General features: G+C 72.7%; 17 protein-coding genes and 2 pseudogenes. 13 read left to right on the top strand and 6 right to left on the bottom strand.

The window, feature by feature from the left end:
• The first annotated feature begins 62 nt into the window (after window positions 1-62).
• The gene (locus OG594_RS15380; protein WP_323185222.1) at window positions 63-3,968 is read left to right on the top strand and encodes a helix-turn-helix domain-containing protein; all 3,906 of its coding nucleotides are present in this window, start codon (window positions 63-65) and stop codon (window positions 3,966-3,968) included.
• Here the strand turns inward: OG594_RS15380 and OG594_RS15375 are convergent.
• Window positions 3,952-4,521, bottom strand: a complete 570-nt coding sequence (locus tag OG594_RS15375) for a helix-turn-helix domain-containing protein (protein WP_266599153.1) — start codon at window positions 4,519-4,521, stop codon at window positions 3,952-3,954. The genes OG594_RS15380 and OG594_RS15375 overlap by 17 nt on opposite strands.
• Window positions 4,522-4,868: 347 nt before the next feature.
• On the opposite strand from OG594_RS15375, the pseudogene OG594_RS15370 reads away from it, so the two are divergent.
• From OG594_RS15370 to OG594_RS15345, 6 genes and pseudogenes are all read left to right on the top strand, one after another.
• A pseudogene (locus tag OG594_RS15370) lies at window positions 4,869-5,072 on the top strand (amino acid ABC transporter permease); the annotation flags it as partial.
• Window positions 5,069-5,359 (top strand): annotated as a pseudogene (locus tag OG594_RS15365) (GNAT family N-acetyltransferase); the annotation flags it as partial. The pseudogenes OG594_RS15370 and OG594_RS15365, both read left to right, overlap by 4 nt.
• 163 nt (window positions 5,360-5,522) lie before the next feature.
• Window positions 5,523-6,704: an LLM class flavin-dependent oxidoreductase gene (locus tag OG594_RS15360; RefSeq protein WP_266599151.1), complete on the top strand. Its 1,182-nt coding sequence runs from the start codon at window positions 5,523-5,525 to the stop codon at window positions 6,702-6,704.
• A gap of 47 nt (window positions 6,705-6,751) precedes the next feature.
• Complete coding sequence (locus tag OG594_RS15355) at window positions 6,752-8,158, top strand: NtaA/DmoA family FMN-dependent monooxygenase (protein WP_266599149.1); 1,407 nt, start codon at window positions 6,752-6,754, stop codon at window positions 8,156-8,158.
• On the top strand, window positions 8,155-9,216 hold the full coding sequence (locus OG594_RS15350) for an LLM class flavin-dependent oxidoreductase (protein ID WP_266599147.1): 1,062 nt from the start codon (window positions 8,155-8,157) through the stop codon (window positions 9,214-9,216). The genes OG594_RS15355 and OG594_RS15350 overlap by 4 nt, the downstream gene beginning before the upstream one ends.
• An 11-nt stretch (window positions 9,217-9,227) precedes the next feature.
• Window positions 9,228-10,367, top strand: a complete 1,140-nt coding sequence (locus OG594_RS15345; protein ID WP_266599145.1) for an LLM class flavin-dependent oxidoreductase — start codon at window positions 9,228-9,230, stop codon at window positions 10,365-10,367.
• Window positions 10,368-10,737: 370 nt separating this feature from the next.
• Here OG594_RS15345 and OG594_RS15340 read toward each other — a convergent pair whose 3' ends face one another.
• Window positions 10,738-11,709, bottom strand: coding sequence for a YafY family protein (locus tag OG594_RS15340; protein ID WP_266599143.1), 972 nt, complete (start codon window positions 11,707-11,709; stop codon window positions 10,738-10,740).
• A gap of 141 nt (window positions 11,710-11,850) precedes the next feature.
• Between OG594_RS15340 and OG594_RS15335 the strand changes: the two genes are divergently transcribed.
• Window positions 11,851-13,251, top strand: coding sequence for an MFS transporter (locus tag OG594_RS15335; RefSeq protein ID WP_266599141.1), 1,401 nt, complete (start codon window positions 11,851-11,853; stop codon window positions 13,249-13,251).
• 160 nt (window positions 13,252-13,411) lie between these two features.
• Window positions 13,412-13,807 (top strand): RidA family protein, encoded by a 396-nt coding sequence (locus tag OG594_RS15330; protein ID WP_266599139.1) that lies wholly within the window; start codon window positions 13,412-13,414, stop codon window positions 13,805-13,807.
• Between the two features lie 92 nt (window positions 13,808-13,899).
• Here the strand turns inward: OG594_RS15330 and OG594_RS15325 are convergent, their stop codons facing one another.
• The 3 genes from OG594_RS15325 to OG594_RS15315 form a co-directional block, all read right to left on the bottom strand.
• A complete protein-coding gene (locus tag OG594_RS15325) occupies window positions 13,900-14,535 on the bottom strand; it encodes a hypothetical protein (RefSeq protein ID WP_266599135.1) in 636 nt (211 codons plus the stop codon).
• Between the two features lie 172 nt (window positions 14,536-14,707).
• Window positions 14,708-16,273 carry a hypothetical protein gene (locus tag OG594_RS15320; RefSeq protein WP_266599133.1) on the bottom strand — a complete coding sequence of 522 codons (1,566 nt, stop codon included), beginning with the start codon at window positions 16,271-16,273 and terminating at the stop codon, window positions 14,708-14,710.
• Window positions 16,274-16,402: 129 nt separating this feature from the next.
• Window positions 16,403-16,597 (bottom strand): hypothetical protein, encoded by a 195-nt coding sequence (locus tag OG594_RS15315; protein ID WP_266599131.1) that lies wholly within the window; start codon window positions 16,595-16,597, stop codon window positions 16,403-16,405.
• A 302-nt stretch (window positions 16,598-16,899) separates the two neighbouring features.
• Between OG594_RS15315 and OG594_RS15310 the strand changes: the two genes are divergently transcribed.
• The gene (locus OG594_RS15310; protein WP_266599129.1) at window positions 16,900-17,865 is read left to right on the top strand and encodes a fibronectin type III domain-containing protein; all 966 of its coding nucleotides are present in this window, start codon (window positions 16,900-16,902) and stop codon (window positions 17,863-17,865) included.
• A 62-nt stretch (window positions 17,866-17,927) separates the two neighbouring features.
• Window positions 17,928-20,024, top strand: a complete 2,097-nt coding sequence (locus tag OG594_RS15305) for an NB-ARC domain-containing protein (RefSeq protein WP_266599127.1) — start codon at window positions 17,928-17,930, stop codon at window positions 20,022-20,024.
• Between the two features lie 152 nt (window positions 20,025-20,176).
• Here the strand turns inward: OG594_RS15305 and OG594_RS15300 are convergent, their stop codons facing one another.
• The gene (locus OG594_RS15300) at window positions 20,177-20,362 is read right to left on the bottom strand and encodes a DUF5999 family protein (protein WP_030011808.1); all 186 of its coding nucleotides are present in this window, start codon (window positions 20,360-20,362) and stop codon (window positions 20,177-20,179) included.
• Window positions 20,363-20,517: 155 nt separating this feature from the next.
• On the opposite strand from OG594_RS15300, the gene OG594_RS15295 reads away from it, so the two are divergent.
• Window positions 20,518-20,955, top strand: a complete 438-nt coding sequence (locus OG594_RS15295) for an SRPBCC family protein (RefSeq protein WP_266599124.1) — start codon at window positions 20,518-20,520, stop codon at window positions 20,953-20,955.
• Between the two features lie 72 nt (window positions 20,956-21,027).
• Window positions 21,028-21,783, top strand: a complete 756-nt coding sequence (locus tag OG594_RS15290) for a hypothetical protein (RefSeq protein ID WP_266599122.1) — start codon at window positions 21,028-21,030, stop codon at window positions 21,781-21,783.
• Window positions 21,784-21,805 lie beyond the last annotated feature (22 nt).

Genomic DNA, 21,805 nt, shown 5'->3' with positions numbered 1-21,805 from the left:
CCCCGCTGTAGCCTGGGCGCTCCCGTACCGCTGCCTGGGCGCGCACTGCCATGGGGGATGTCTTGGGGGATCCGGACCACCGGCGGAAGACCGATGGCCAGCGCGAGTCCGACGACGCCGCGATGCCCTTTCCCGCGCAGCTGAGACGTCTGCGGGTGCAACGCGGCCTGTCCCTCGCGGACCTCGCCCGGCAGACGCATTACAGCAAGGGCTATCTGAGCAAGATCGAGACCGGCTCGAAGCGCGTCACCGTCGACGTCGCGCGACGCTGCGACGACGTACTGCGGGCCGGGGGTGAACTGGTGCGGATGGTCCGGGAAGGGCCGCGCGGAGCCGACGGCAACGGCGGTAGCGACGGCCCGGGCGACACCGGTGCTCAGGCTGGTGCGCAAGCCGGTGCGCAAGCCGACGGCGCATGCCCTTACCGGGGCCTGCCGGCCTTCACCGTGCGGGAGGCCCGCTGGTTCTTCGGGCGGGACCGGGCGACGGCCGAGCTGATCGAGCGGGTCTTCGAACGGATCGGCGACGGGCCGTTGATGCTGCTCGCCCCGTCGGGCGCGGGCAAGTCCTCCCTGCTGAACGCCGGTCTCGTGCCGGCGCTGCGCGGGGGCGGCTTCCCGATGCCGGGCTCGGACACCTGGCCGGTGCTGCGGTTCACTCCGACCGCGCACCCGCTGGAGGAACTGCTGGGCTGCGCAGCGAAAGCCCTCGGCGCCGATCACGGCGTCACCGTGGGCGAGGTCCGGGAGCGGCCGCACGCGCTGCTCGAAGCCGTCCTGCGGCACTCGGGCGGTCCCCCGGCGGACGCCCCGGACCGGACGCCGCCGCCCCCGCGTCCGGTGCTGATCGTCGACCAGTTCGAGGAGCTGTTCACGCTGTGCTCCGACGAGGACGAACGGCGCGCGTTCGTCCGGGTGCTGTGCGCGCTGGCGGCCGCGCGCCGCGCACCGGACGGCTCCGCAGCCGACGGCTCCGAAGGGGACGGCTCCGCACCCGATGGCCCGGACCCCGCCGTCGTGGTGCTCGGCGTACGGGCCGACTTCTCCGGGAACTGCCTGGACCTGCCGGAGCTGGCCCCGGTCTTCACCCGGGGGCTGTTCGTCCTGCCGCCGATGTCCCTGGCGGAGCTGCGGGAATCGATCACCCGCCCGGCGGACCTCGCCGGCCTCGTCCTCGAACCGGGCCTGTTCCCGCTGCTGATGCGCGATGTCGGACTGCGCGACGACCAGGCCGACCGGACTCCCTCGGGGGTGCTCCCCCTGGTCTCGCACGCCCTGCTGGCCACCTGGCGCCAGCGCGAGGGCACCACCTTGACCGTCGACGGGTACGAGCGCACCGGCGGCATCCAGGGAGCGATCGCCCGCACCGCCGAGGAGGTGTTCACCCGCCTGTACCCGGCCGAGCAGAACACGCTCCGCCGCGTCCTGGTGCGGCTGGTGCACGTCGCCGACGGTACGGGGGCCACGCGCCGCCGGCTGAGCCGGATCGCCCTGATGGAACAGCTGGCCGACGCGGGCCCCGCCGCGGCCGCGCTCGACGCCTTCGTCCGGGCCCGCCTGATCACCATGGACCGCGACACCGTGGAGATCACCCACGAGGCCCTGCTGCACGCCTGGCCGCGGCTGCGCGGCTGGATCCGCGCCGACCGGGCCGGGCTGCTGGTCCACCAGCAACTGGCCCACGCCGCCGCCGAATGGGAGCGCGAGGGCCGCGATCCGTCGGCGCTGCACCGTGGGACCCGCCTGGAGACCGCCCGGGCCTGGGCCGACGAGCACGACGGCAGGAGCCGGCTCGGCCCCCTGGAGGCCGCCTTCCTGCGGGCGAGCCAGGACGCGCAGGACGGCCGTGAGCGGCAGGCCGGGCGGCAGGTGCGGCTGCGGCAGTGGACGCTGGCCACGCTCGTGGTCCTGCTGGTCCTCGCCGTGGGCGCGGGCGGACTCGCGTACCAGCAGCGCGCGGGCGCGCTCGACCAGGAGCGGGTCGCCCGTTCGCGGGCGCTCGCCCTGCAGTCCGCGGCGCTGGCCTCGGGCCGGCCCGAGGCCTCGATGCTGCTCGCCGGTCAGGCGTACCGGACCTCGGCGACGAGCGAGGCCCGCGGGGCGCTGCTGAGCACCCAGTCCCAGCCGTTCACCGCCCGTCTGGGCGGGCACGGCGGGCCGGTCAACGCGGTGGCCTTCGGCCCGGGCAACGACATGCTGGCGACGGCCGGTTCCGACGGGAAGGTGATGCTGCGGCGGGTGGCCGACCGCCGGACGATCGCGACCTTCACCTTGCCCGGGCGGGTGCGCGCGGTGGCCTTCAGCCCGGACGGCTCGATGCTCGCGGCGACGTCGACGGACGGGCCGGCACGGCTCTGGGACACGGCGGGCCGCGGCACGGGGGCGCAGCTCCCGGCGAGTACGACGGGCGCCCGGGCCGTGGCCTTTGCGCCCGACGGGCGGAGCCTGGCAGTCGCCGGTGCCGACGGGACGATCGGGCTGTGGGACGCGGCCGGGGACCACCGCGCCCTCGCCTCCCTCACCGGCCACAGCGGGCGGGTGAACGCCCTGGCGTACGCCGCCGACGGCAGGACGCTGGTATCGGCCGGCGTCGACCGGACCGTACGGCTGTGGGATCCGGTGGAGGCGGGTCCGCGGGCCGTCCTCACCGGGCACACCGACGAGGTGCTGGGCGTGGCCTTCGCCCCGGACGGCCGTACGGTCGCGACGGGGGGCGTCGACCGCACGGTACGGCTGTGGGACGTGGCCGGACGCCGGACGACCGCCACGCTGACCGGACACAGCGACGACGTCAACGGTGTCGCCTACACCCCGGACGGGACGACGGTCGTCAGCGCGGGCGGCGACGGTACGACCCGGCTGTGGGACGTGGCCGGGGGCCGGGCCACGGCCACGCTCGCGGGCCACACCGACTACGTCCTCGGGGTGGCCGTGGACCGGGGTGGTGCGGTGCTGGCCACCGCCGGGTTCGACCAGTCGGTGGTGCTGTGGGACCTGCGGGGCGCGGTCCTGACCTCGCGGCCGTTCACGGAGATCTGGCACGCCGCGTACAGCCCGGACGGGAAGTGGCTGGCCACGGCGGAGGCCGATCACGCGGTGCGGTTGTGGGACGTCGCGGGGCGCCGGGTCCTGGCCACGTTCGCGGGGCACGGCGAGACGGTGTTCTCGGTGGCCTTCGCGCCCGACGGGCGGACCCTGGCCTCGGCCGGCTCCGACGGCACGATCCGGCTCTGGGACACCGCGGCCCGCGGCCGGTCCGCCGTGCTCGACGGCGGGGGCGGGACCGTGTTCGCGGTGGCCTTCTCCCCGGACGGACGGACCCTGGCCTCGGCCGGCTCCGACGGCACCGTGCGGCTGTGGGACGTGGTGGGGCGCCGCCCGCTCGGTGTCCTCACCGGTCACACGGACTTCGCCAACGACGTGGCGTTCAGCCCCGACGGGCGCACCCTGGCGAGCGCCGGGGACGATCTGACGGTCCGTCTGTGGGACGTGGCGCAGCGCCGCCCGCTCAGCGTCCTCAGCGGCCACCGGGGCGCGGTGCGCGGGGTGGCCTTCAGCCCGGACGGGCGGACGCTGGCCAGCAGCGGCAACGACGGGACCGTACGGCTGTGGGACGCGCGGCTCCACCGCTTCCGGGCGGCGCTGGCCGGGCACACCGGCTCCGCGCGGGGGCTCGCCTTCTCCCCCGACGGCCGCGCGCTCGCGAGCAGCGGCAACGACCGCACGGTGCGGTTGTGGGACGTGGCCGGACGCCGGACGGTGGCCGCGCTGTCCGGCCACGCGAACGCGGTGTGGGGCGTCGTGTTCGCTCCCGACGGGCGGACGGTGGCCAGCAGCAGTACGGACGGCACCGTGCGGCTGTGGGACCTGGACGTCGGGGCGCGGCTGGCGGCGGTCGACAGGCTGCGGACGTCTGGGCCCGCGGGGCGGGACGGGGGTCCGGCCCTCGGGCTCAGGCGTTCGCGATGACGAGCAGGGTGCGTGCCGCGGCCGGGCCCGACAGGCGGCAGCGGTGCGGGACTTCGCCCCGGTGGTGGGCGCTCTGGCCCGCGCGCAGGGTCAGCGGGTCTTCGCCCTCGACTTCCAGGACGATCTCGCCCTCCAGGACGTAGAGGAAGTCCTCGCCGGGGTGTTCGAACCAGCCGCGCTCGCCCCGGCCGGGCTCGAAGTGGTGCTCGTAGGCCTCCATGAGGGTGCTGCGCCCGCCGGGGATGAGCACCTGGGCGATCTGTCCGGTGGCCTCGCTCACGCGGATCACCTGGGGGTCGCTCTCGTGGCTGACGGCGCCGGGCCGGTCGGGCGGCCTCAGGAAGGTGCCCGGGGTGGCGTCCAGGGCTTCGGCGATCCGGTAAATCGAGCTGAGGCTGGGCGTGGCGAGTCCGCGTTCCAGTTGGCTGAGGAAGGGCTGGGAGAGGCCTGAGCGGGTGGCGAGTACGGCCATGGAGACGCCACGCTGCTTGCGGCAGCCGCGGATCACCCGTCCGACCTCGATCGCTTCGGGCGTGGGTTCTGGGCGAGACACGCAGGTGAACGTAACCTCATCGGATCTGGCGTGCCGGAGGGACGCGGGAGGTTTCGCACTGCCGCAACACTCCCGTCATAAGCGCGGTCAATTATTGACGTCACTTATTAACGCGCTCGAACAGTTTCGCCGGAAGGCGTTTCGTGTACGGCCGATTAAATTGGCGCACGCTTATCCGGATGCCGATCAGGCACGTTGACGGCCCGTCTCCGGGCTGCCTAGCTCACGCCGCAGATAACGACACCAGCGGCCTCTCCTTTCCGGCACGACGGCCGCTTTTTAGATTCTTCGATGTGGCGAAGCTGCTGGAGCGTCCGTGACCGAATCCCTCGTCCTGGCCGAGCCCACCGGCCCTCCTCACCTTCGACGAGTCCCGGCCGGCCCCCGACACGGTCATCGCGGTCGTGGGCCTGAGCCTGACCGAAGCCGCATACGCGGCCGAGGTGGTACGGGCGGGGCCGCTCTCCGTCGACCAGGGCCGGCACGAGGCGGCGGCCGCACCGGGGCTGCCCGGGCGCTACCGGTTCACCCGGATCGTCCTGCCGCAGGCGTCCAGCTGCTCGACACCGCGCTGCGCGCCGAGCCGGCCCCGGAAGCGGTCCGGTTGGGCGCCGCCGGCGTGCCGGAGGTCCTCGAACTGATCCGGCTGACCGAGCCGGGCCCCTTCCTGCCCCGCACCGTCGAGCGGGGCACGTACCCCGGCGTCCGCCGGCAGGGCCGGCTGGTCGCCATGGCCGGGGAGCGGCTGCGTCCGCCCGGCTGGACCGAGATCAGCGCGGTGTGCACCCATCCCGACCACCGCGGCCAGGGCCTGGCGACGAAGCTGCTGCGGGCCGTCCGGGCCCCGGGCAACACCGCTGCCAAGTCCTCTTAATATTGCGGTCATTGCATGACACCGCTATCGGGCGTAGCGTTTCGAAAGAAATTGATGACGGGCCGAATTGCGCGATCCCGCATCGGCTTCCCTTTTCCGTACGCCGAGCAGGAAGGCGCAATTCTCCGTGTCCGTTTCCTCATCGTCCCCGGCGCCCCTGCACCTCGCCGTCGCCCTCGACGGGGCGGGCCGGCACCCGGCCGCCTGGCGCGAGCCGGGTGCCCGGCCCGACGAGCTCTTCACCGCCCGCTACTGGGCCGGTCTCGCCGCCGAGGCCGAGACCGGGCTGCTCGACTTCATCACCTTCGAGGACGGCCTCGCCCTCCAGTCGTCCTCGCCCACCGGACCCGACGGGCGCACGGACCGGGTCCGCGGGCGACTGGACGCGGTGCTCACCGCCGCCCGGGTCGCACCCCTGACCCGGCACATCGGGCTGGTCCCGGCCGTGACGGCGACCCACACCGAGCCCTTCCACATCTCCAAGGCGATCGCCACGCTCGACCACGTGAGCCGGGGACGGGCCGGCCTGCGGATCCAGGTGTCCGGGCTCGCCCCCGAGGCACGGCACTTCGGGCGGCGGACCGCTCCGTTCGCGGACGGGGAGCTGTACGCGGAGGCCGCCGACCACGTCGAGGTGATCCGGCGGCTGTGGGACAGCTGGGAGGACGACGCGGAGATCCGGGACGTGGCCACGGGCCGGTTCGTCGACCGCGAGAAGTTGCACCACATCGACTTCGAGGGCCGTCACTTCAGCGTCAGGGGGCCGTCGATCACCCCGCGCCCGCCGCAGGGGCAGCCCGTCGTCAGTGCGTCCGGCGACGGCGAGGCCTCGTACGCGCTCATCGCCCGGTCCGCGGAGGTCGGGTACGTGGCCGCGCGCGACGGCGACGGTACGCGGGCGGCCGTGGCGGCGATCCGGCGGGCGCGGGAGACGACCGCGCTCGCGGCGGACCCGCTGCACCTCTTCGGGGACCTCACGGTGTTCCTCGACGCGGACGCTCCGGCGGCCGCCGCACGCCTGGAGCGTCTCGACGCGCTCGCGGGCGTCCCGTACCCGCGTGACGGCGCGGTCTTCACCGGGAGCCCCGGTCAGTTGGCGGACCTGCTCCTGGAACGGCGTGCGGCAGGTCTGTCGGGCTTCTTGCTGCGACCGGGCGTGATCGCCCACGACCTGCCCGCCCTCACCCGGGGGCTGGTGCCGGAACTCCAGCGGCGCGGGGCCTTCCGCCGGGAGTACGAGGCGGACACCCTGCGCGGCCTGCTCGGGCTGGACCGCCCGGCCAACCGTTACGCGCGGCCCGCAGCCTGATCACGGCCGACCCGCCGCCCTACCCGGACCCTCCGGAAGGACCCACCATGAGCAGCAAGCCGCTCAAGCAGATCCATCTCGCGGCCCACTTCCCGGGTGTCAACAACACCACGGTGTGGAGCGATCCGGCCGCCGGCAGCCACATCGACTTCGACTCGTTCATCCACTTCGCACAGACGGCCGAGCGCGCCAAGTTCGACTTCCTCTTCCTCGCGGAGGGACTGCGACTGCGCGAACAGGGGGGCGAGATATACGACTTGGACGTGGTGGGCCGGCCCGACACCTTCACGGTGCTCGCCGCCCTGGCCGCGGTGACCGAGCGCCTGGGCCTGACCGGCACCATCAACTCCACCTTCAACGAGCCCTACGAGGTGGCCCGCCAGTTCGCCACGCTCGACCACCTGTCGGAGGGCCGGGCCGCCTGGAACGTGGTCACCTCCTGGGACGCCTTCACCGGCGAGAACTTCCGGCGCGGCGGATTCCTGCCGCGTGAGGACCGCTACTCCCGCGCCCAGGAGTTCCTGGCCACCGCCAACGAGCTGTTCGACTCCTGGAACGGCTCCGAGATCGCCGCCGACGCGGGGTCCGGCACCTTCCTGCGCGACGCGCGGGCCGGGGCCTTCGCCCACCGGGGCCGGCACTTCGACATCGAGGGCCACTTCAACGTGCCGCGCAGCCCGCAGGGGCGGCCGGTGGTGTTCCAGGCCGGCGACTCCGAGGAGGGCCGGGAGTTCGCCGCCGCAAGTGCCGACGCGATCTTCGGCCGGTACGGAACCCTCGACGCGGGGCGGGAGTTCTACGCGGACGTCAAGGGCCGGCTCGCCGGGCACGGCCGTACGCACGACCAGTTGAAGATCCTGCCCGCGGCCACCTTCGTCCTCGGGGACACCGACGCGCAGGCACGGGAGCTCGCGCACGAGGTGCGCCGCCTCCAGGTCAGCGGACAGACCGCGATCAAGTACCTGGAGCACGTGTGGAACCGGGACCTGTCCGCCTACGACCCGGACGGTCCGCTGCCCGAGGTCGACCCCCTGGTCGGGGAGAACACCATCGCCCTCGGGCGGGCGAGCGTACGGCAGTTCCGCGATCCGCTCGCCACCGCCCGGCAGTGGCGCGAGCTGGCCCGGGCCAAGAACCTGTCGATCCGCGAGCTGGTCCTCAGGGCCACCGCCGACCAGACCTTCGTCGGATCGGCCGCCACGATCGCCGAGTCGATCAACACACTGGTGCAGGCGGACGCCGCCGACGGCTTCATCCTGGTCCCCCACATCACCCCGGGCGGCCTGGACGGCTTCGCGGACTCGGTCGTACCGCTGCTCCAGGAGCGGGGGGTCTTCCGCACCGAGTACGAGGGCACCACCCTGCGCGACCACCTCGGCCTCGCGACCCCGGCGCCGCCCCCGGTTCCGTCCTCGGCACCTGCCCCGGTTGCGGCCGCGGCCCCGGCCTCGTGAAGTTCCTCGCCATCACCCTGATCGCGGACTCCCCCGACCCGGCGACGGGGGGCCTGAAGCCCACCCGGGAGCGGTTCCGTGAGGTGGTCGCCGCCGCCCTGCTGGCGGAGGAGCTCGGCTTCGACGGCTTCGGCGTGGGCGAGCGCCACGAGCGGCCGTTCCTGTCCTCCTCGCCGCCCGTGGTGCTCAGCCACATCGCCGCGCTGACCCGCCGGATCCGGCTGTTCACCGCCGTCACCACCTTGAGCCTGCTCGACCCGGTGCGGGCGTACGAGGACTACGCGACGCTCGACCACCTCAGCGACGGGCGGCTGGAGCTGATGATCGGCAAGGGCAACGGCACGGCGCAGCGCGAGCTGTTCCAGGTGTCCCCCGAGGACCAGTGGGAACGCAACGCCGAGGGCTACGAGCTGTTCCGCCGGATCTGGCGGGAGGACAAGGTGAGCGCCGAGCCGCGCTTCCGGCCCGCGCTGAGCGGTGCGGAGGTGCTGCCGAGGCCGTTCCAGCGAGCCCTGCGGGTCTGGCACGGCAGTGCCACGAGCCGGGATTCGGTCGATCTCGCGGCCCGTTGCGGCGACCCGCTGTTCTCGGCGAACGTCAGCCACCCGATCGGGCCGTACGCGGAGCTGATCCGCCACTACCGGGAGCGCTGGGAGCACTACGGGCACGATCCGGCGCACGCCGTCGTCGGCGCGGGCACGGCCGGCTACCACGCGGCCCGCACCTCGCAGCAGGCGGTCGCGGCGTACCGGCCGGCGTTCGCGCGCTACCTCGCCTTCCACGAACAGCTGGGCGCGGCCCCCGTCTTCCCGACCCTGGAGGACTTCGTCGAGCGGAGCTCGGCTCTGATCGGCAGCCCCCAGCAGGTGATCGAGAAGGTGCACCGCTACCACGAGGCCTTCGGCCACACGGCCCTGCACCTGCAGGCCGAGGCGGGCGGGCTGGCCGAGGCGGACCACCGCGCCTCGCTCGAACTCTTCCAGTCGGACATCGCGCCGGTCCTGCGCACGGCGATACCCGACCCCTGCTTCCCCGACCCGTCCCTCCCCGATCTTTAAGGAGTCCGGCCATGCCCGGCATCCCCCTCGGGGTCCTCGACCTCGTCCCCGTCTCCTCCGGTTCCACCGCCGCCGAGGCCCTGCACCGCAGCATCGACCTCGCCCGGCGGGCCGAGGAGTTCGGCTACGCCCGCTACTGGTTCGCCGAGCACCACCTCAATCCGGGGGTCGCCGGGACCTCGCCGGCGGTCGTGCTCGCGCTGACCGCCTCCGCGACCTCGACCATCCGGCTCGGCTCCGGCGCGGTGCAGCTCGGGCACCGCACCGCGCTGTCGACCGTCGAGGAGTTCGGCCTGATCGACGCGCTGCATCCGGGGCGCATCGACTTGGGTCTGGGCCGCTCGGCGGGCCGTCCCCGGCCGTCCGACGGTCGGGGCGGGCAGCCGCCGGTCACCCCGGTCGTGGACGGGCACACCCCGAACGGGCTGCGGATCCCCGACCCGTTCTCCTTCGCCCATCTGCTCGGCCATCCGCGAGTGGCCCTCCAGCAGAAGCTGCTGAACCTGCCGGGAGCCGAGCCGCAGGAGTACGGCGAGCAGGTCGACGACGTGCTCGCGCTGCTGCGGGGCGAGTACCGCTCGCCGGAGGGGGTGGAGGCACATGCCGTCCCCGGCGAGGGGGCCGACGTAGAGGTGTGGGTCCTGGGCAGCAGCGGCGGGGTGAGTGCGCAGACGGCGGGTCGCAACGGGCTCCGGTTCGCGGCCAATTACCACGTCAGTCCGGCCGCGGTGCTGGACGCGGCCGAGGGGTACCGGGCCGCGTTCAAGCCGTCGGCCGAGCTGGACCGTCCGTACCTGACGGTGTCCGCCGACGTGGTGGTGGCCGAGGACGAGGAGACGGCGCGCGAACTGGCCACCGGGTACGGCGCCTGGGTGCGCAGCATCCGCACGGCCGAGGGAGCCATCCCCTATCCCACCCCGGCCGAGGCGCGGGCCCTGCCGTGGACCGACGCGGACCGGCAGCTGGTGGCCGACCGCGTGGAGACCCGGTTCGTCGGCTCCGCGCGGACCGTCGCCGACCACCTGGAGCGGCTCCAGGAGGCGACCGGCGCGGACGAACTGCTGATCACCACGATCACGCACGGGCACGCGGACCGGGTGAACTCCTACCGGCTGCTCGCCGAGGAGTGGCACCGCCGGGCGGCGCTCTGACGAGGTCACCGGCCTCGGCGCACGGGCTCCGGACGGTGCGGGCCGTGAGGACCCTCGGTGGGACGACCGGCTCGAGGTACGCGCCCGGGCCGTCGGCGCGAGGTCGAGCGCGCGGCGGTGGCTGAGCCGGCCGCCGATCACCTTGCCGAAGGCACCCGCGACACCGGTGGTGGCACGGGCTGCCGAGCGGCCCGACCAGCTCGCCTCCGGGGGCACCCCGAGCGCGGTGGACGGGGGAGCCCGCCGCTGATCGCGTAGCACGCCCTGCTAGGGCGTGTTTCGAATGTGCTGGTCACAGCCACTCGTTGGCCCGAGCTCGGGCGGGGCGCCCGGATCCGGTCGAGCACGGCCTCGAACCGCGGCGGTGAACTCACTCAGCACACCTGAGTCCTTCGTCGATGCGGGTGCGCAGGGAGCGCAGCGCCCGCCTGAGCTCTGCCGGTTCGATGTCCGTGACGTCGGCGTCGAAGGTCAGGAGCAGTCCTGCCAGCCCTGCCCATGACCACGCACCGAGGGTGAGTCGGCAGCTGGTGTCGGTGTCGTGCTCGACCGTCGACCCGCCGGGGGCGAACCGGGCGACGACGGGCGCGGGTAGTGCGACGAGCGCCGATCCGCAACACGGCCATTCCGCCAGGGTGTCGCCTCGGTCGGGCGTGCTCATGACGAATGCGACGGGATCGCCGTGCGGGACGTCGCGGCGGTCGAAGGTCCTCCCCGTGGGCATGCGTGGTGCGAGGCGGTCGACGCGCATCGCGCGCCATCGGTCCGCGTCCGGTTCGAACGCGATGAGGTACCACCGTGCCGCCCACACGACGAGGTCGTGCGGTTCCAGCGTGAGCGTCGCCGGTTCGTCCCCGCCGGTGTAGTCCACGCAGACGACGTGCTGTCGGTTGATCGCGCCGCCGATGACGCGGATGACCTCGTCATCGATGGGTGCTGCGGGGAATTCCCAGTAGTTGCGCGCTGCGGAGACGCTGAACGACTCGGTGCGGATGCGGCTGCGGGCGGGCATCGCTTGCTGCAGCGTGGCGAGGGCGCGCGCCGAGTTCTCGCGGATGCCCGAGAGGATGGTGGGGACGGTCTGGAGCGCGACGGCCGCGGCGACTGCTTGGTCCTCGTCGAAGACGACCGGCGGCAAGCGGGTGGCGCGGCCGAGCCGGTAGCCCCCGCCCACCCCGCGCACGGCCTCGATCTCGTACCCGAGATCTCTGAGCGTGTCGATGTCGCGTCGCACGGTTCGAAGGGAGACTCCGAGCCTTTCGGCGAGCTCCTCGGCGGTCAGGGTGGCGCCGACACCGAGGATCGACAGCAGCCTGAGCGTCCGCGCGGAGGTCACAGCCATGATCCCGCCCCCCGGGAAAGCGGTCATTCGGTGGCAACTATAGCTGTGACCCTGGCCGGCATGACCGCTCCACAGACATCCCGAGAGGGCACACGTGCCCCCGACGCCCCCTCAGCACCCATCTCCGGCCCAGGCGCGAACATGGCGCTCCTGGTCGTGCTGTTCGGCTCCTTCATGGACCTCGTCGACGCGACGATCGTCACCGTCGCGTCCCCTGCGATGGCCCGTGACCTGGGAGCCGGCGACGCCCAGATCCAATGGACGATCGCCGCCTACACCCTCGCCCTGGGCGCGGGACTGATCACCGGCGGACGGCTCGGTGACCAGTTCGGCCGCAAGCGCCTGTTCATGATCGGGCTGGTCGGGTTCATGGTCACCTCCGCACTCTGCGCGCTCGCCGTCACTCCGGGAATGCTCATCGGCATGCGCGCCGTGCAAGGACTGACCGCGGGGATCATGGTCCCGCAGGTGTTCGGCGTGATCCGAGCATCGTTCGCCCCGGCAGAGCGCGCCAAGGCGTTCGGCGCCTACGGGGCCGTCCAGGGGCTCGCCTCGGTCGCAGGCCCACTGCTGGGCGGACTCCTCGTCGAGGCCGACCTGTTCGGTCTGGGGTGGCGCACCATCTTCTGGATCAACGTGCCCGTCTCGATCCTCGCCCTCGTCGTCGGGGCGAGGGTCTTGCCGGAGTCGCGTTCCGCCTCTACCGCGCGGCTGGACCTCGTGGGTGCCCTCCTGGCGGCCTCGGGCATCCTGCTCCTCCTGCTGCCGATCATCCAGACCGGGACATGGGGATGGACCGCGGCCAGTTACGTCCTCCTGGCGGCCGGAACCATCCTGCTCACGCTCTTCCTCGCATACGAGCGCAGCCTCGCCGGCCGTGGGGGCGAACCCGTCTTCGACCCGGCCCTACTCAAAATCCGCGCTTTCGCCATCGGCCTGAGCGCATCCGTGCTCTTCTTCGGCGGTATCGGATCGTTCTTCCTCACCCTGTCGGTCTACCTTCAGCTCGGCACCGGCCGGACCGCGTGGGAGACCGGCTTGGTGATCCTGCCCTACGCCCTCGGCTCGATCATCACCTCAGGACTCGGCGTCGCCCTCGCCGCCAAGGCGGGCAGAGCCCTGCTGGTCACCGGCTCGCTCACCGTCGCGGCATCTCAGCTCGTGCTCTTGGCCGTCATCAAGGACGACAGCGACCCCGGATTCTGGCTCCTCGCGCTCAGCCTGTTCATCGGCGGCCTCGGACTGGGCCTCGCCGCACCCCTTCTCGTCAACGTCGTGCTCGCCGGTGTCCCCGGACGCAATGCGGGCGCGGCGGGCGGCGTCCTCTCCACCGTCAACCAGATCGGCGGATCCATCGGCATCGCCGTTCTCGGATCGATCTTCTTCGCCGCCGTCACCGGATCGACGACCGACGCGCCAGGACCGGCCGACTACGGTCACGCGCTCAGCATCGTCCTCGTCGTCACCGCGGTGCTCTACCTCGTGGCGGGACTCATGATGCTCGCGCTCCCGAAGGCCGCGGCCGAGCACGTCGACCAGTGAACGCGCGGGCCGACGTGTCCGCAGTCAGCCGACCACGCTGCCGCAGCAGCGGGACCAGCCGATCGGCACGCGTACGAGAACCTCATCGCATACATGACCAAGGGTGTCGTGATTTGTTGGAAGGCTGGTGAGCACCTACTCGAATGGAGCTGAAGTGGCAGTGGAACGAACGGCAATCAACCCGGTGACCTGGTCGGTGGAGATGGGGTTCAACCAGGGGGAGCTCGTCTCCGGGCACACCCGGACCCTGTACTGCTCCGGGCAGACCGCGATGAGCGACGAAGGAAAGCCGCAGCACGACGGTGACATGGCCGCACAGTTGGCGCTGAGCCTCGACAATCTGGAGGCCGTGCTCGGCGAGGCCGGCATGTCCCTCGCCAACCTCGTCCGGCTCAACGTCTACACCACCGACGTCGATCTGCTCTTCCCGCACTACGGCGTGTTGGCGTCGCGGTTGGGCGCCGCCGGTGTGGCACCGGCCACCACGATGCTCGGGGTGACACGGCTGGCGATCCCCGGCCAGATGGTCGAGCTCGAGGGGACCGCCGTCGCCTGATCCGACCTCGCCGTCTCGGCTGCTCGTGCCGGTTGAACCGGCACGAGCAGCCCCCTTCTGCTCCAGGTACGTCAGCCCGTTCGAAACGCGCCCTAGTGGCCGCTCGTTCGGCTTCCCGCCGCGAACGGGCCGGACACGGGGGCCACGCACGTGTCGACGACGGTCTCCTCGCCGGCCGCCGAGCCCTCCAAACAGAGCCGTCCGCCCTCGTCGCGCAGGTCGAGGAAGAACCGCGTGGTCGCACCCGACCGCTTCAGGTCGTGGATCCGCTCGTCGACGTAGCCCAGGTCGTTCAGGATCTTCCTGACCTCGGCGGGGGTGGGATCCGTCAGGTCCTGGAGCGCCCGGGCGATGCGCTCCTCATGGAGCGCGCTCGCGCACCAGTCCCGAGCGTTCAACTCCACTTCCGGCCCCGCGGTGGGGGCGACGGGCTCGACGTCCGACGGCACCTGCGCCACACCGCGCGGGAGTGCCGACGCCGGACCGGTCGGCGGCGGCACCGGAGGGGCGCTCGGGGGACACGACCGCTCGACCGATTCCCGTACCTCCGTGAGGCTGGGCCCGGTCCCGGCGGTGTCAGCGGACTCGCTCCGCACCGCAACGGGGCCCGCCTTCGCGGTGCCGCAGGCGGAGAGCGCCAGTGCGGCAAGGGCCGTCATCGCGAGCGCGTGCCGCACGCGGCGCGGGAATCGGGCGACCGTGCCGGTCGGAGCAGGGGTTCGTCTCATGCGCCAAGTCTGTGATCGAGCCGCCCCTGGCGCGTGAGTACACGTACTCACCTGCAAGCGGGTACTCGCTCACCGCGTACGGGCACCGGGATCGGCCACCACGAACGGACCGCCGTCCGTGCCCCGCGAGCCGCCCGCTGCCAGGGGTACCCGGCGGCGGGCGGCCCGTGCGTCAGTTGTCGCGGACCGCGACGATGCCGTTGAAGACACCGACGTACGCGGTGCCGTCGGGGCCGAGGGTGATCGGGGCCCAGTTGTTGTCGTAGAGCGGGCCGGTGCCGGTCAGCTGCCGCCAACTGCGCTCGCCCGTGCGGAAGTCCACGGCCGTGAGGTACCAGGCGTCGATGCCCCAGACGTTCGGCTCCTTCTCGTAGAAGTAGAGCAGCCCGTTCGCGGTGGAGAGCTTCGGGACCACGGAGGGAGCGCGGATCGCGCTCTCCCAGACCGTGTCGCAGCCGCTGCCGTCGGCGCGGACGTCGATGCGGGCCACTCCGCCCACGACGGACTTGCCCAGCAGCAGGGTGGTGGGGTTCTCGTAGCCGTAGTTGTTCTCGACGACGATGCTGTTGCCCCAGGTGATGAGGGAATTGTCGGTGGTCGAGGCGCCGGAGCCGAACACCGGCACCTTGCAGACCAGCCGCCGGTCGGCGGGTACGTCCGCGCCCCGCTTGTAGACCAGGACGTTCATCCGGTCGTCGGCGTTGTCGGTGATGGCGACGTAGCCCTGACCGAAGAGGTCCGGGGTGGTGCCCGAACCCTGGTTGACCGAACCGGGCTTGGACGCGGTGCCCCGGTCGTACGTCTGGCGCCACTGGATCTCGGGGGTGCCGTCGGCAGCGGCGCGGAAGCTGTAGAGCGCGTGGTCGGAGACGATGGAGACACCGTCCTCGGCGACCGAGAAGGAGTTCTGGATCTCCTCGCCCCGCAGCTGGACCGAGCGGATCTGCGAGGTGGCCGGATCCACCGTGCCGACCCGGCCCTGGCGGGTGACCCACCAGATGCGGCCGTTCCAGTCGGGCATCACCGAGGTGACGGGGTCACAGGTACCGCTGGGCCACAGGTTGGTCCAGGTCACGCAGTCGTGGGGGACCTGCCCGGTGAGGTCCCAGTCGTTGTCGACCGTGAACTTCCAACTCCCGTCGGGGTTCTGGGAGTGGGCCAGGCGCAGGATGTGCTGGCGGGAGTCGGCCAGCACGGCGCGGTCCTGATCGTCCAGGTAGAAGTAGGCACCGCCCGAGGTGTCCTTGAAGATCTTCGCGAAGTCGAGCGAGGTGATCGCCTCGACCGTCGAGGAGCGCTGCGGAAGTTGGTGTTCCGCGAGCGTGGCGAGCGTACGGGGCTCCAGGAGCTTGACCTTGAAGCCGGAGAAGGTGCCGCACACCGTGACGAGCCGGCCGGCCGAGTCGAAGGTCGCGGTCGCGCACTCGCCGCCGAGTGCGGCGATCTTCTCGCTGGTCACCTTCGGGTTCTTGCCGAGCGGCCCCGACCAGGGGGAGGTGGCGCTGCCCGCGGCGTCGGAGTGCATGCCGCTGCGGCCGTTGGGTGCGAGGAAGGGGTGCTGCGGCGGCGCCTCGCCGGGCAGTGGGGCGGCGGCCGCGGGGGCGCCGTCGTAGTGGGTGACGAGGCGGTGGCCGGGGGCCTTGGGTATCTCATCGGCCTGGGCCGGCGAGCCGCCGTACATCACCGTGAGGGCGGCGACGACGGGCAGCACGGCGCAGTTCAGCGATCTTCGGAACATCCGGACTTCCTCCTTTTCTCTCAGCGTTGTTGACATTGCGTCTGATGTCGCGCCGCCGCCAGACGCTAGATCGCACCGCTCGAGGAGTCCATGGACGGGCCGGATGATTCACGAAGGCGCAACAGTCGATCAAGGATTGAGACTGGACACGACGTGCGCGGTGGCCGTCAGGCCGTCGTGGATGGTCGCGGCCATGCTGCTGCTCGCGAGGTAGAAGCCGAGCAGCGCGCAGACGACGGCGTGGGAGAACTTGAGACCGCCGCTGCGCAGGAAGATCCAGGCCAGGATGAGGAGCAGGACGACCACCGAGAGGGAAATCACCATCGAAACCTCCTTACTCGCCGCCATGGTGGCGCAGGAGGGGGTGCCTTCGAGCGAAAGGCGTGTCCGCCGTACGGGTGTTGACCGTCCGTGACGGCCGGTCGGTCCTTGACGATCTCGCGCCGGTCGGTCGTACGGCCGTACCGGCCACCGGCCACCGGGACGAGGTGGACGGCCGGGCCCTGCGGGCACAGAAGGACGCGAACCCGGGCACACCGCGGACTGTCGGGCGCAGGGGGCTTGTCGGGGGCACGCCCACCGTGCCATATATGTCTAGACCATTCAGGAGCCGAGGAAGGCACCCCGTGCGACGCAGCGCCCCCACGCTCGCCCTCTGCCTGGCCGTCGCAGGCATCGCCGGCACCACCGGCCTCACGGCGTGCACCGCGCCCGACACCGAACCCCCGCCCGCCCCCGCCGGACTGACCGCCCAGGCCGGCAGCGCCACCAGCGTGCACGTCATGTGGGACGCGGCGGCCGACCGGGACGGGGTGACCGGCTACCAGGTCTTCGAAGCCGACCGCCTGGTCCGCGAGCTCCCCGCCGAGAAGACCATGGTGGACATCACCGGCCTCGCCCCGCAGACCGGTTATGCCTTCACGGTCCGGGCCAAGGACGCCGCCGGGAACCTCTCCGGACCCGGCCCGGCCGCCCGGGTGACCACCCCCGCAGCCCGGGCCGAGGACCGCACGGCCCCCACCTCCCCCGCCACCACCACCGCCCGGGCGACCGGACCCCGGTCCGCCCGGGTGTCCTGGACGGCGGCGACCGACGACACGGGCGTCACGGCCTACGACGTCTACCAGGGCGGTGTCCGCATCCACACCGCCGGCCCCGGCGAGAGCGCCACGGCCTTGAACAACCTCCGGCCGGACACCGTCTACACCTTCACCGTCCGGGCCCGCGACGGGGCGGACAACTCCTCCCCCGACGGCCCGGCGGTGGACGTGACGACCCCGCCGGCCGCCGGCGACGGCCCCGGCACGGCACCCGCCGCATTCGCCGCGACCGCCTCCCCGGGGGCCGTCACGCTGACGTGGACCGCCCCGGACACCGGCGACCTGACCACCGAGTACGAGCTGTACGTCAACGGACTGCCCACGACCGTCATCCAGTTCGGCGCGGGTGCGGTGCCCAGCGGCCGGGCGGAGCACCGGCTCACGGTGACCGAGCCGGCCGGCACGGTCTGGGCCGTGAAACTGCGGGCCAGGCTCCCGGACGGCAACTGGGGATCCTTCTCCGCGGAGCGGCGGCTCACACTCATCGCATGAAAGGAGCCACCGATCCGGCCTGAACGGCACGGCCGCACGGGAAGATCGCGCACAATACATCCGTGTTCGGTGAGTACTCGTTCAATGACAATCAGGCAGAATCCGCGGACGGCGATCCCGGACCGGACCCCTGCCCGGTGCCCGGCAACCTACCTCCGGAACCTGCGAGCTTCGTCGGCCGGGAGCGCGAACTCGAGCTGCTCGACGGCCTGCTGCGCGAGCGAAGACTGATCACCCTCACGGGGGTGGGCGGCGTCGGCAAGTCGCGACTGGCCCTGCGGGCCGTCGCCGCCGCCCGCCAGGCTCGCCCCGACGGGGTCTGGTGGGCGGAACTGTCGCCGCTGCGCGATCCGAGCCTGCTCACCGCCACCGTCGCCCACACCGTCGGCCTCGCCGACCACTCCCCGCGCCCTCCCGACGAGGAGCTGTGCGCGTGGATGGCCGACAAGGAGCTGCTCCTGGTCCTGGACACCTGTGAGCACCTGGTGGCCGACTGCCGCCATCTCGTCGCCGAACTCCTCCAGTCCGCGCCCGGGTTGACGATCCTGGTCACCTCGCGCGAGCCGCTCGACATGCCGACCGAGGAGGTCGTAGAGGTCCGACCGCTGCCCTGCGAGGGGCCCGACAGCGATGCCCTCACGCTCTTCCGGGCCCGCGCCCTGGCCGCGACCCCGCGGGCGGCGGCCGTCTTCGCGGACCCCGCGCGCACCGCCCTGGCCGCCGAGGTGTGCCGGCGCCTGGACGGCATCCCGCTCGCGCTGGAACTCGCGGGCGCCCGGCTGCGGTTGTGGACGCTGGAGCACATGGCCGAGCGGATCGGCGAACGCCTCGAGGTGCTGTCCGACGCCCGGGCCGCACTGCCGCGCCGACACCAGACGATGCGGACCACGATCGGCTGGAGCCACGAACTGTGCGAGCCGCTGGAACGGCTGCTGTGGGCCCGACTCTCGGTCTTCACCGGCGACTTCGACATCGCCGCGGCGCGCGCCGTCTGCTCGGGCGGGCCGCTGCCCGCCGCCCGGGTGGAACGCGTACTGGCGGGCCTCGCCGCCAAGTCCGTGGTCCTGCGCATCGAGGAACGCGGGACCGGGACCCGCTACCGGATGCTGGACACGATCCGCGAGTACGGACAGGACTGGCTGGGCGAGCTCGGCGAGGTGGAGATCGTCACCGACCGGCACGCCCACTGGTACGCCGCGCTCTCCCAGGCCGCCGAGCGGGGGTGGATGGGCCCGGGGCAGGTGGACTGGTACCGCAGGATCACCGCCGAGCACGCGCAGCTGCGTACCGCCCTGGAGCACCTGATCGCCGCCGATCCGACGGCGGCGCTGGAGATGGCCGGAGCCCTGTGGTTCTACTGGTTCGCGTGCGGGCACGTGCACGAGGGCCGCGGCTTCCTGGAACGGGCCCTGCGGGCCGCTCCGCGCACGGGGGCCGCGTACAACCAGGCCGTGTGGGCCCTCGGACTCACCATGCTGCTCCAGGGCGACATGGACGCGGCGCGCCAACTCGGCGACGAGTGCACGCGCGACGCGGCCCGGCTCGCGGACCCCGAGCGGGAACTGCGCGCGGCCTACCTGGCGGCGGCGTCCGTCCTGATGCCCGGTGACCCCGTACGGGCCCTGCGCCTGGCCGGCCCCCGGGCCCGGGCGGGCCACGGCGGGCGGACCAGCGGCACGGGCTGGCTGCTGTGCAAGCTGGCCACCAGCTACTCCCTGTGCGACCTGCGGCGCTTCGACGAGGCGACCGAGGAGGCACAGGCCCTGCGGGAGGCCTGCGCGGAGCTGGGCGAGCGCTGGCTGCGGGCGTACGCGGACTACATCCTGGCGGTGGCGGCGCTGGGCCTGGGCGACCACGGGGAGGCCGCCCGGCACGTACGGGCGATGCTCTCCGGGAAACGGCTGCTCGGCGACCGCTTCGGGATCGCGCTCGGCCTGGACCTGCTGGCCGCGGCGGTGGCCGGGCTGGGCGACGGGGAACTCGCGGCGCGGCTGCTCGGCACCGCGCACGCCTGGTGGCGCACGGTGGGCCGGCCGCAGATGGGCTCCCCCTCGCTGAAGGCCCTGCGGGACCAGGGCGAGCGGCAGGCCCGCGCGGCGATCGGGGACGCCGCCTACGAGGCGGCGTTCCTGGGCGGCGCGGCTGCGCCCACCGGCTGAGTCTCGGCCGGTGGGGCTGGAGTACGGCCTAAATCCTGGGCTCCCGTCAGTACGGGAGGGGTCTGCCCGACGGTGTGCGCAGGTCCAGGTCTCGGGGGGCGGGCTTCGGGACGGGCTTACGGATCAGCTGCTGGCGCATGCTGCCTCCTCGCTCAGACCAGGGCCGGGCGGCGGGGTTCCACCGTGCGGCTGTCGGGGAGCAGTTCACCGGTGTCGTCGAACACCACGACCCCGTTGCACAGCAGGCTCCAGCCCTGTTCAGGGTGAGAGGCCACGATGCGGGCGGCGTCGTGATCGGCGCTGTCGGCAGTAGGGCAGGGTGGCTGGTGGGAGCACATGGCGCACCTCCTCGCGAAGTGGGGCGGGAGCGCCGGTGGTCACCCGGTCGAATCCGCGATCCACGGTGGCGGTGAGTATTACTGATCGCCGCCCCCGGACGGAACCCGTATTCGCCGTCCAGTTCACGGTGTGTATGCCCGCTTACCATGCGCTCATGCCCGCTATCCGGATCGTTCACCGCACGTCTTTGCCACCGGTCGAAGCGTGGCCGATGCTCACGGACTGGGAGGGCCACGGCGCGCAGGTCCCGCTCACCCGGACGATCATCGAGACGCCGCCCCCGACCCGCGTCGGAACGATCTTCACGGCGCGGACGGGCGTGAGCAGGATCACATTCGACGATCGCATGGAGGTCGTCGAATGGCGACCCCCTACCGAAGGTTCGTCGGGATTGGTTCGACTCGAGAAGCGCGGCCGGTCGGTGACGGGCTGGGCGGAGATCGAGATCCGCCCCCTGCACACGGGCGGCGCGGAGATCCACTGGCGGGAGGAGCTGCGCCTGCGCGGCCTCCCCCGCGCCCTGGACCCCCTGGTCGCGGCGGCGGGCCGGTTCCTCTTCGGCCGGGCCCTCGTGCGGCTGCTGCGGACCTGAGGGCGCGGCCGGCAGGGCGTAGGGTGCCGTGATCACCGCGCCGGTGATCATGAAGCGACCGAGGAGATTTCCGTGGCCACTCCGCCACAGCCGCAGCAACAGGGCGCGGGCCCGTACAACCCCTACGGTGCGCCCGTCCCGCAGCAGGGCGGCCAGGCCGGCCCCTGGCATGCCGGACCGCAGCCCTACGGCGCGTACGGCGCGCACCCCGAGCCGGGCCGCTACGGCTGTCGCCTGTGCGGGGCCTGGCCCGCCGCGCACGCGACCGTACGCGGCCACCAGGGCCTGATCGTGCTGATGCGGTTCCTGAGCCTGCCCGGACCGTTCTGCCGCGACTGCGGGCTCGCCACCTACCGCCGCATGTCCTCGGACACCCTGTGGCAGGGCTGGTGGGGGCCGCTGTCCGTCTTCATCACGCCCGTGACCCTGCTGATGAACCTCGGCCCGCGGGCGTCCTTCCGCAGGCTCGCTCCCCCGGCGGGCGGCTACCGGCCCGCGCTCGATCCGGGCAAGCCGCTGTGGCGCCGGGCCCCGTTCCTGCTCCTGCTGACGCCGGCCCTGCTCGTCCTCCTGGCCGTCCCGGCCCTCGTGGTGGTCGGCCTGGTGGCCGGCGAGCCGCAGCTGACTTCGGGGCAGTGCGTGCGCAACGAGGGCAGTTGGACCGACCAGGATCTGGAGGTCCTGTCCTGCGCCTCGCCCCGCGCCGAGTACCGGGTCACCGAACGGCCGGACACACCCGGTGCGCGCTGCGCTCCGACGGACTACGTCTCCGACCCGAAGTACGGCCGGGACGAGTTCACCACGTTCTGCCTCACCCGGCTGCGCTGAGGTGCGGGGTGCGGGGCATCGG

Origin of the sequence: Streptomyces sp. NBC_01214 (assembly GCF_026340975.1) — a bacterium.
In the GTDB taxonomy this organism is placed as follows: domain Bacteria; phylum Actinomycetota; class Actinomycetes; order Streptomycetales; family Streptomycetaceae; genus Streptomyces.
Note: the sequence above shows the minus strand (reverse complement) of the source record. Positions and strands in the feature narration are given on the sequence as shown.

Coding starts and splice junctions, on each gene's coding strand:
- OG594_RS15355 (WP_266599149.1), top strand. CDS start 6,752: ATGAGCAGCAAGCCGCTCAAGCAGATCCATCTCGCGGCCCACTTCCCG.
- OG594_RS15345 (WP_266599145.1), top strand. CDS start 9,228: ATGCCCGGCATCCCCCTCGGGGTCCTCGACCTCGTCCCCGTCTCCTCC.
- OG594_RS15340 (WP_266599143.1), bottom strand. CDS start 11,709: ATGGCTGTGACCTCCGCGCGGACGCTCAGGCTGCTGTCGATCCTCGGT.
- OG594_RS15335 (WP_266599141.1), top strand. CDS start 11,851: ATGGCGCTCCTGGTCGTGCTGTTCGGCTCCTTCATGGACCTCGTCGAC.
- OG594_RS15325 (WP_266599135.1), bottom strand. CDS start 14,535: ATGAGACGAACCCCTGCTCCGACCGGCACGGTCGCCCGATTCCCGCGC.
- OG594_RS15320 (WP_266599133.1), bottom strand. CDS start 16,273: ATGTTCCGAAGATCGCTGAACTGCGCCGTGCTGCCCGTCGTCGCCGCC.
- OG594_RS15315 (WP_266599131.1), bottom strand. CDS start 16,597: ATGGTGATTTCCCTCTCGGTGGTCGTCCTGCTCCTCATCCTGGCCTGG.
- OG594_RS15300 (WP_030011808.1), bottom strand. CDS start 20,362: ATGTGCTCCCACCAGCCACCCTGCCCTACTGCCGACAGCGCCGATCAC.
- OG594_RS15295 (WP_266599124.1), top strand. CDS start 20,518: ATGCCCGCTATCCGGATCGTTCACCGCACGTCTTTGCCACCGGTCGAA.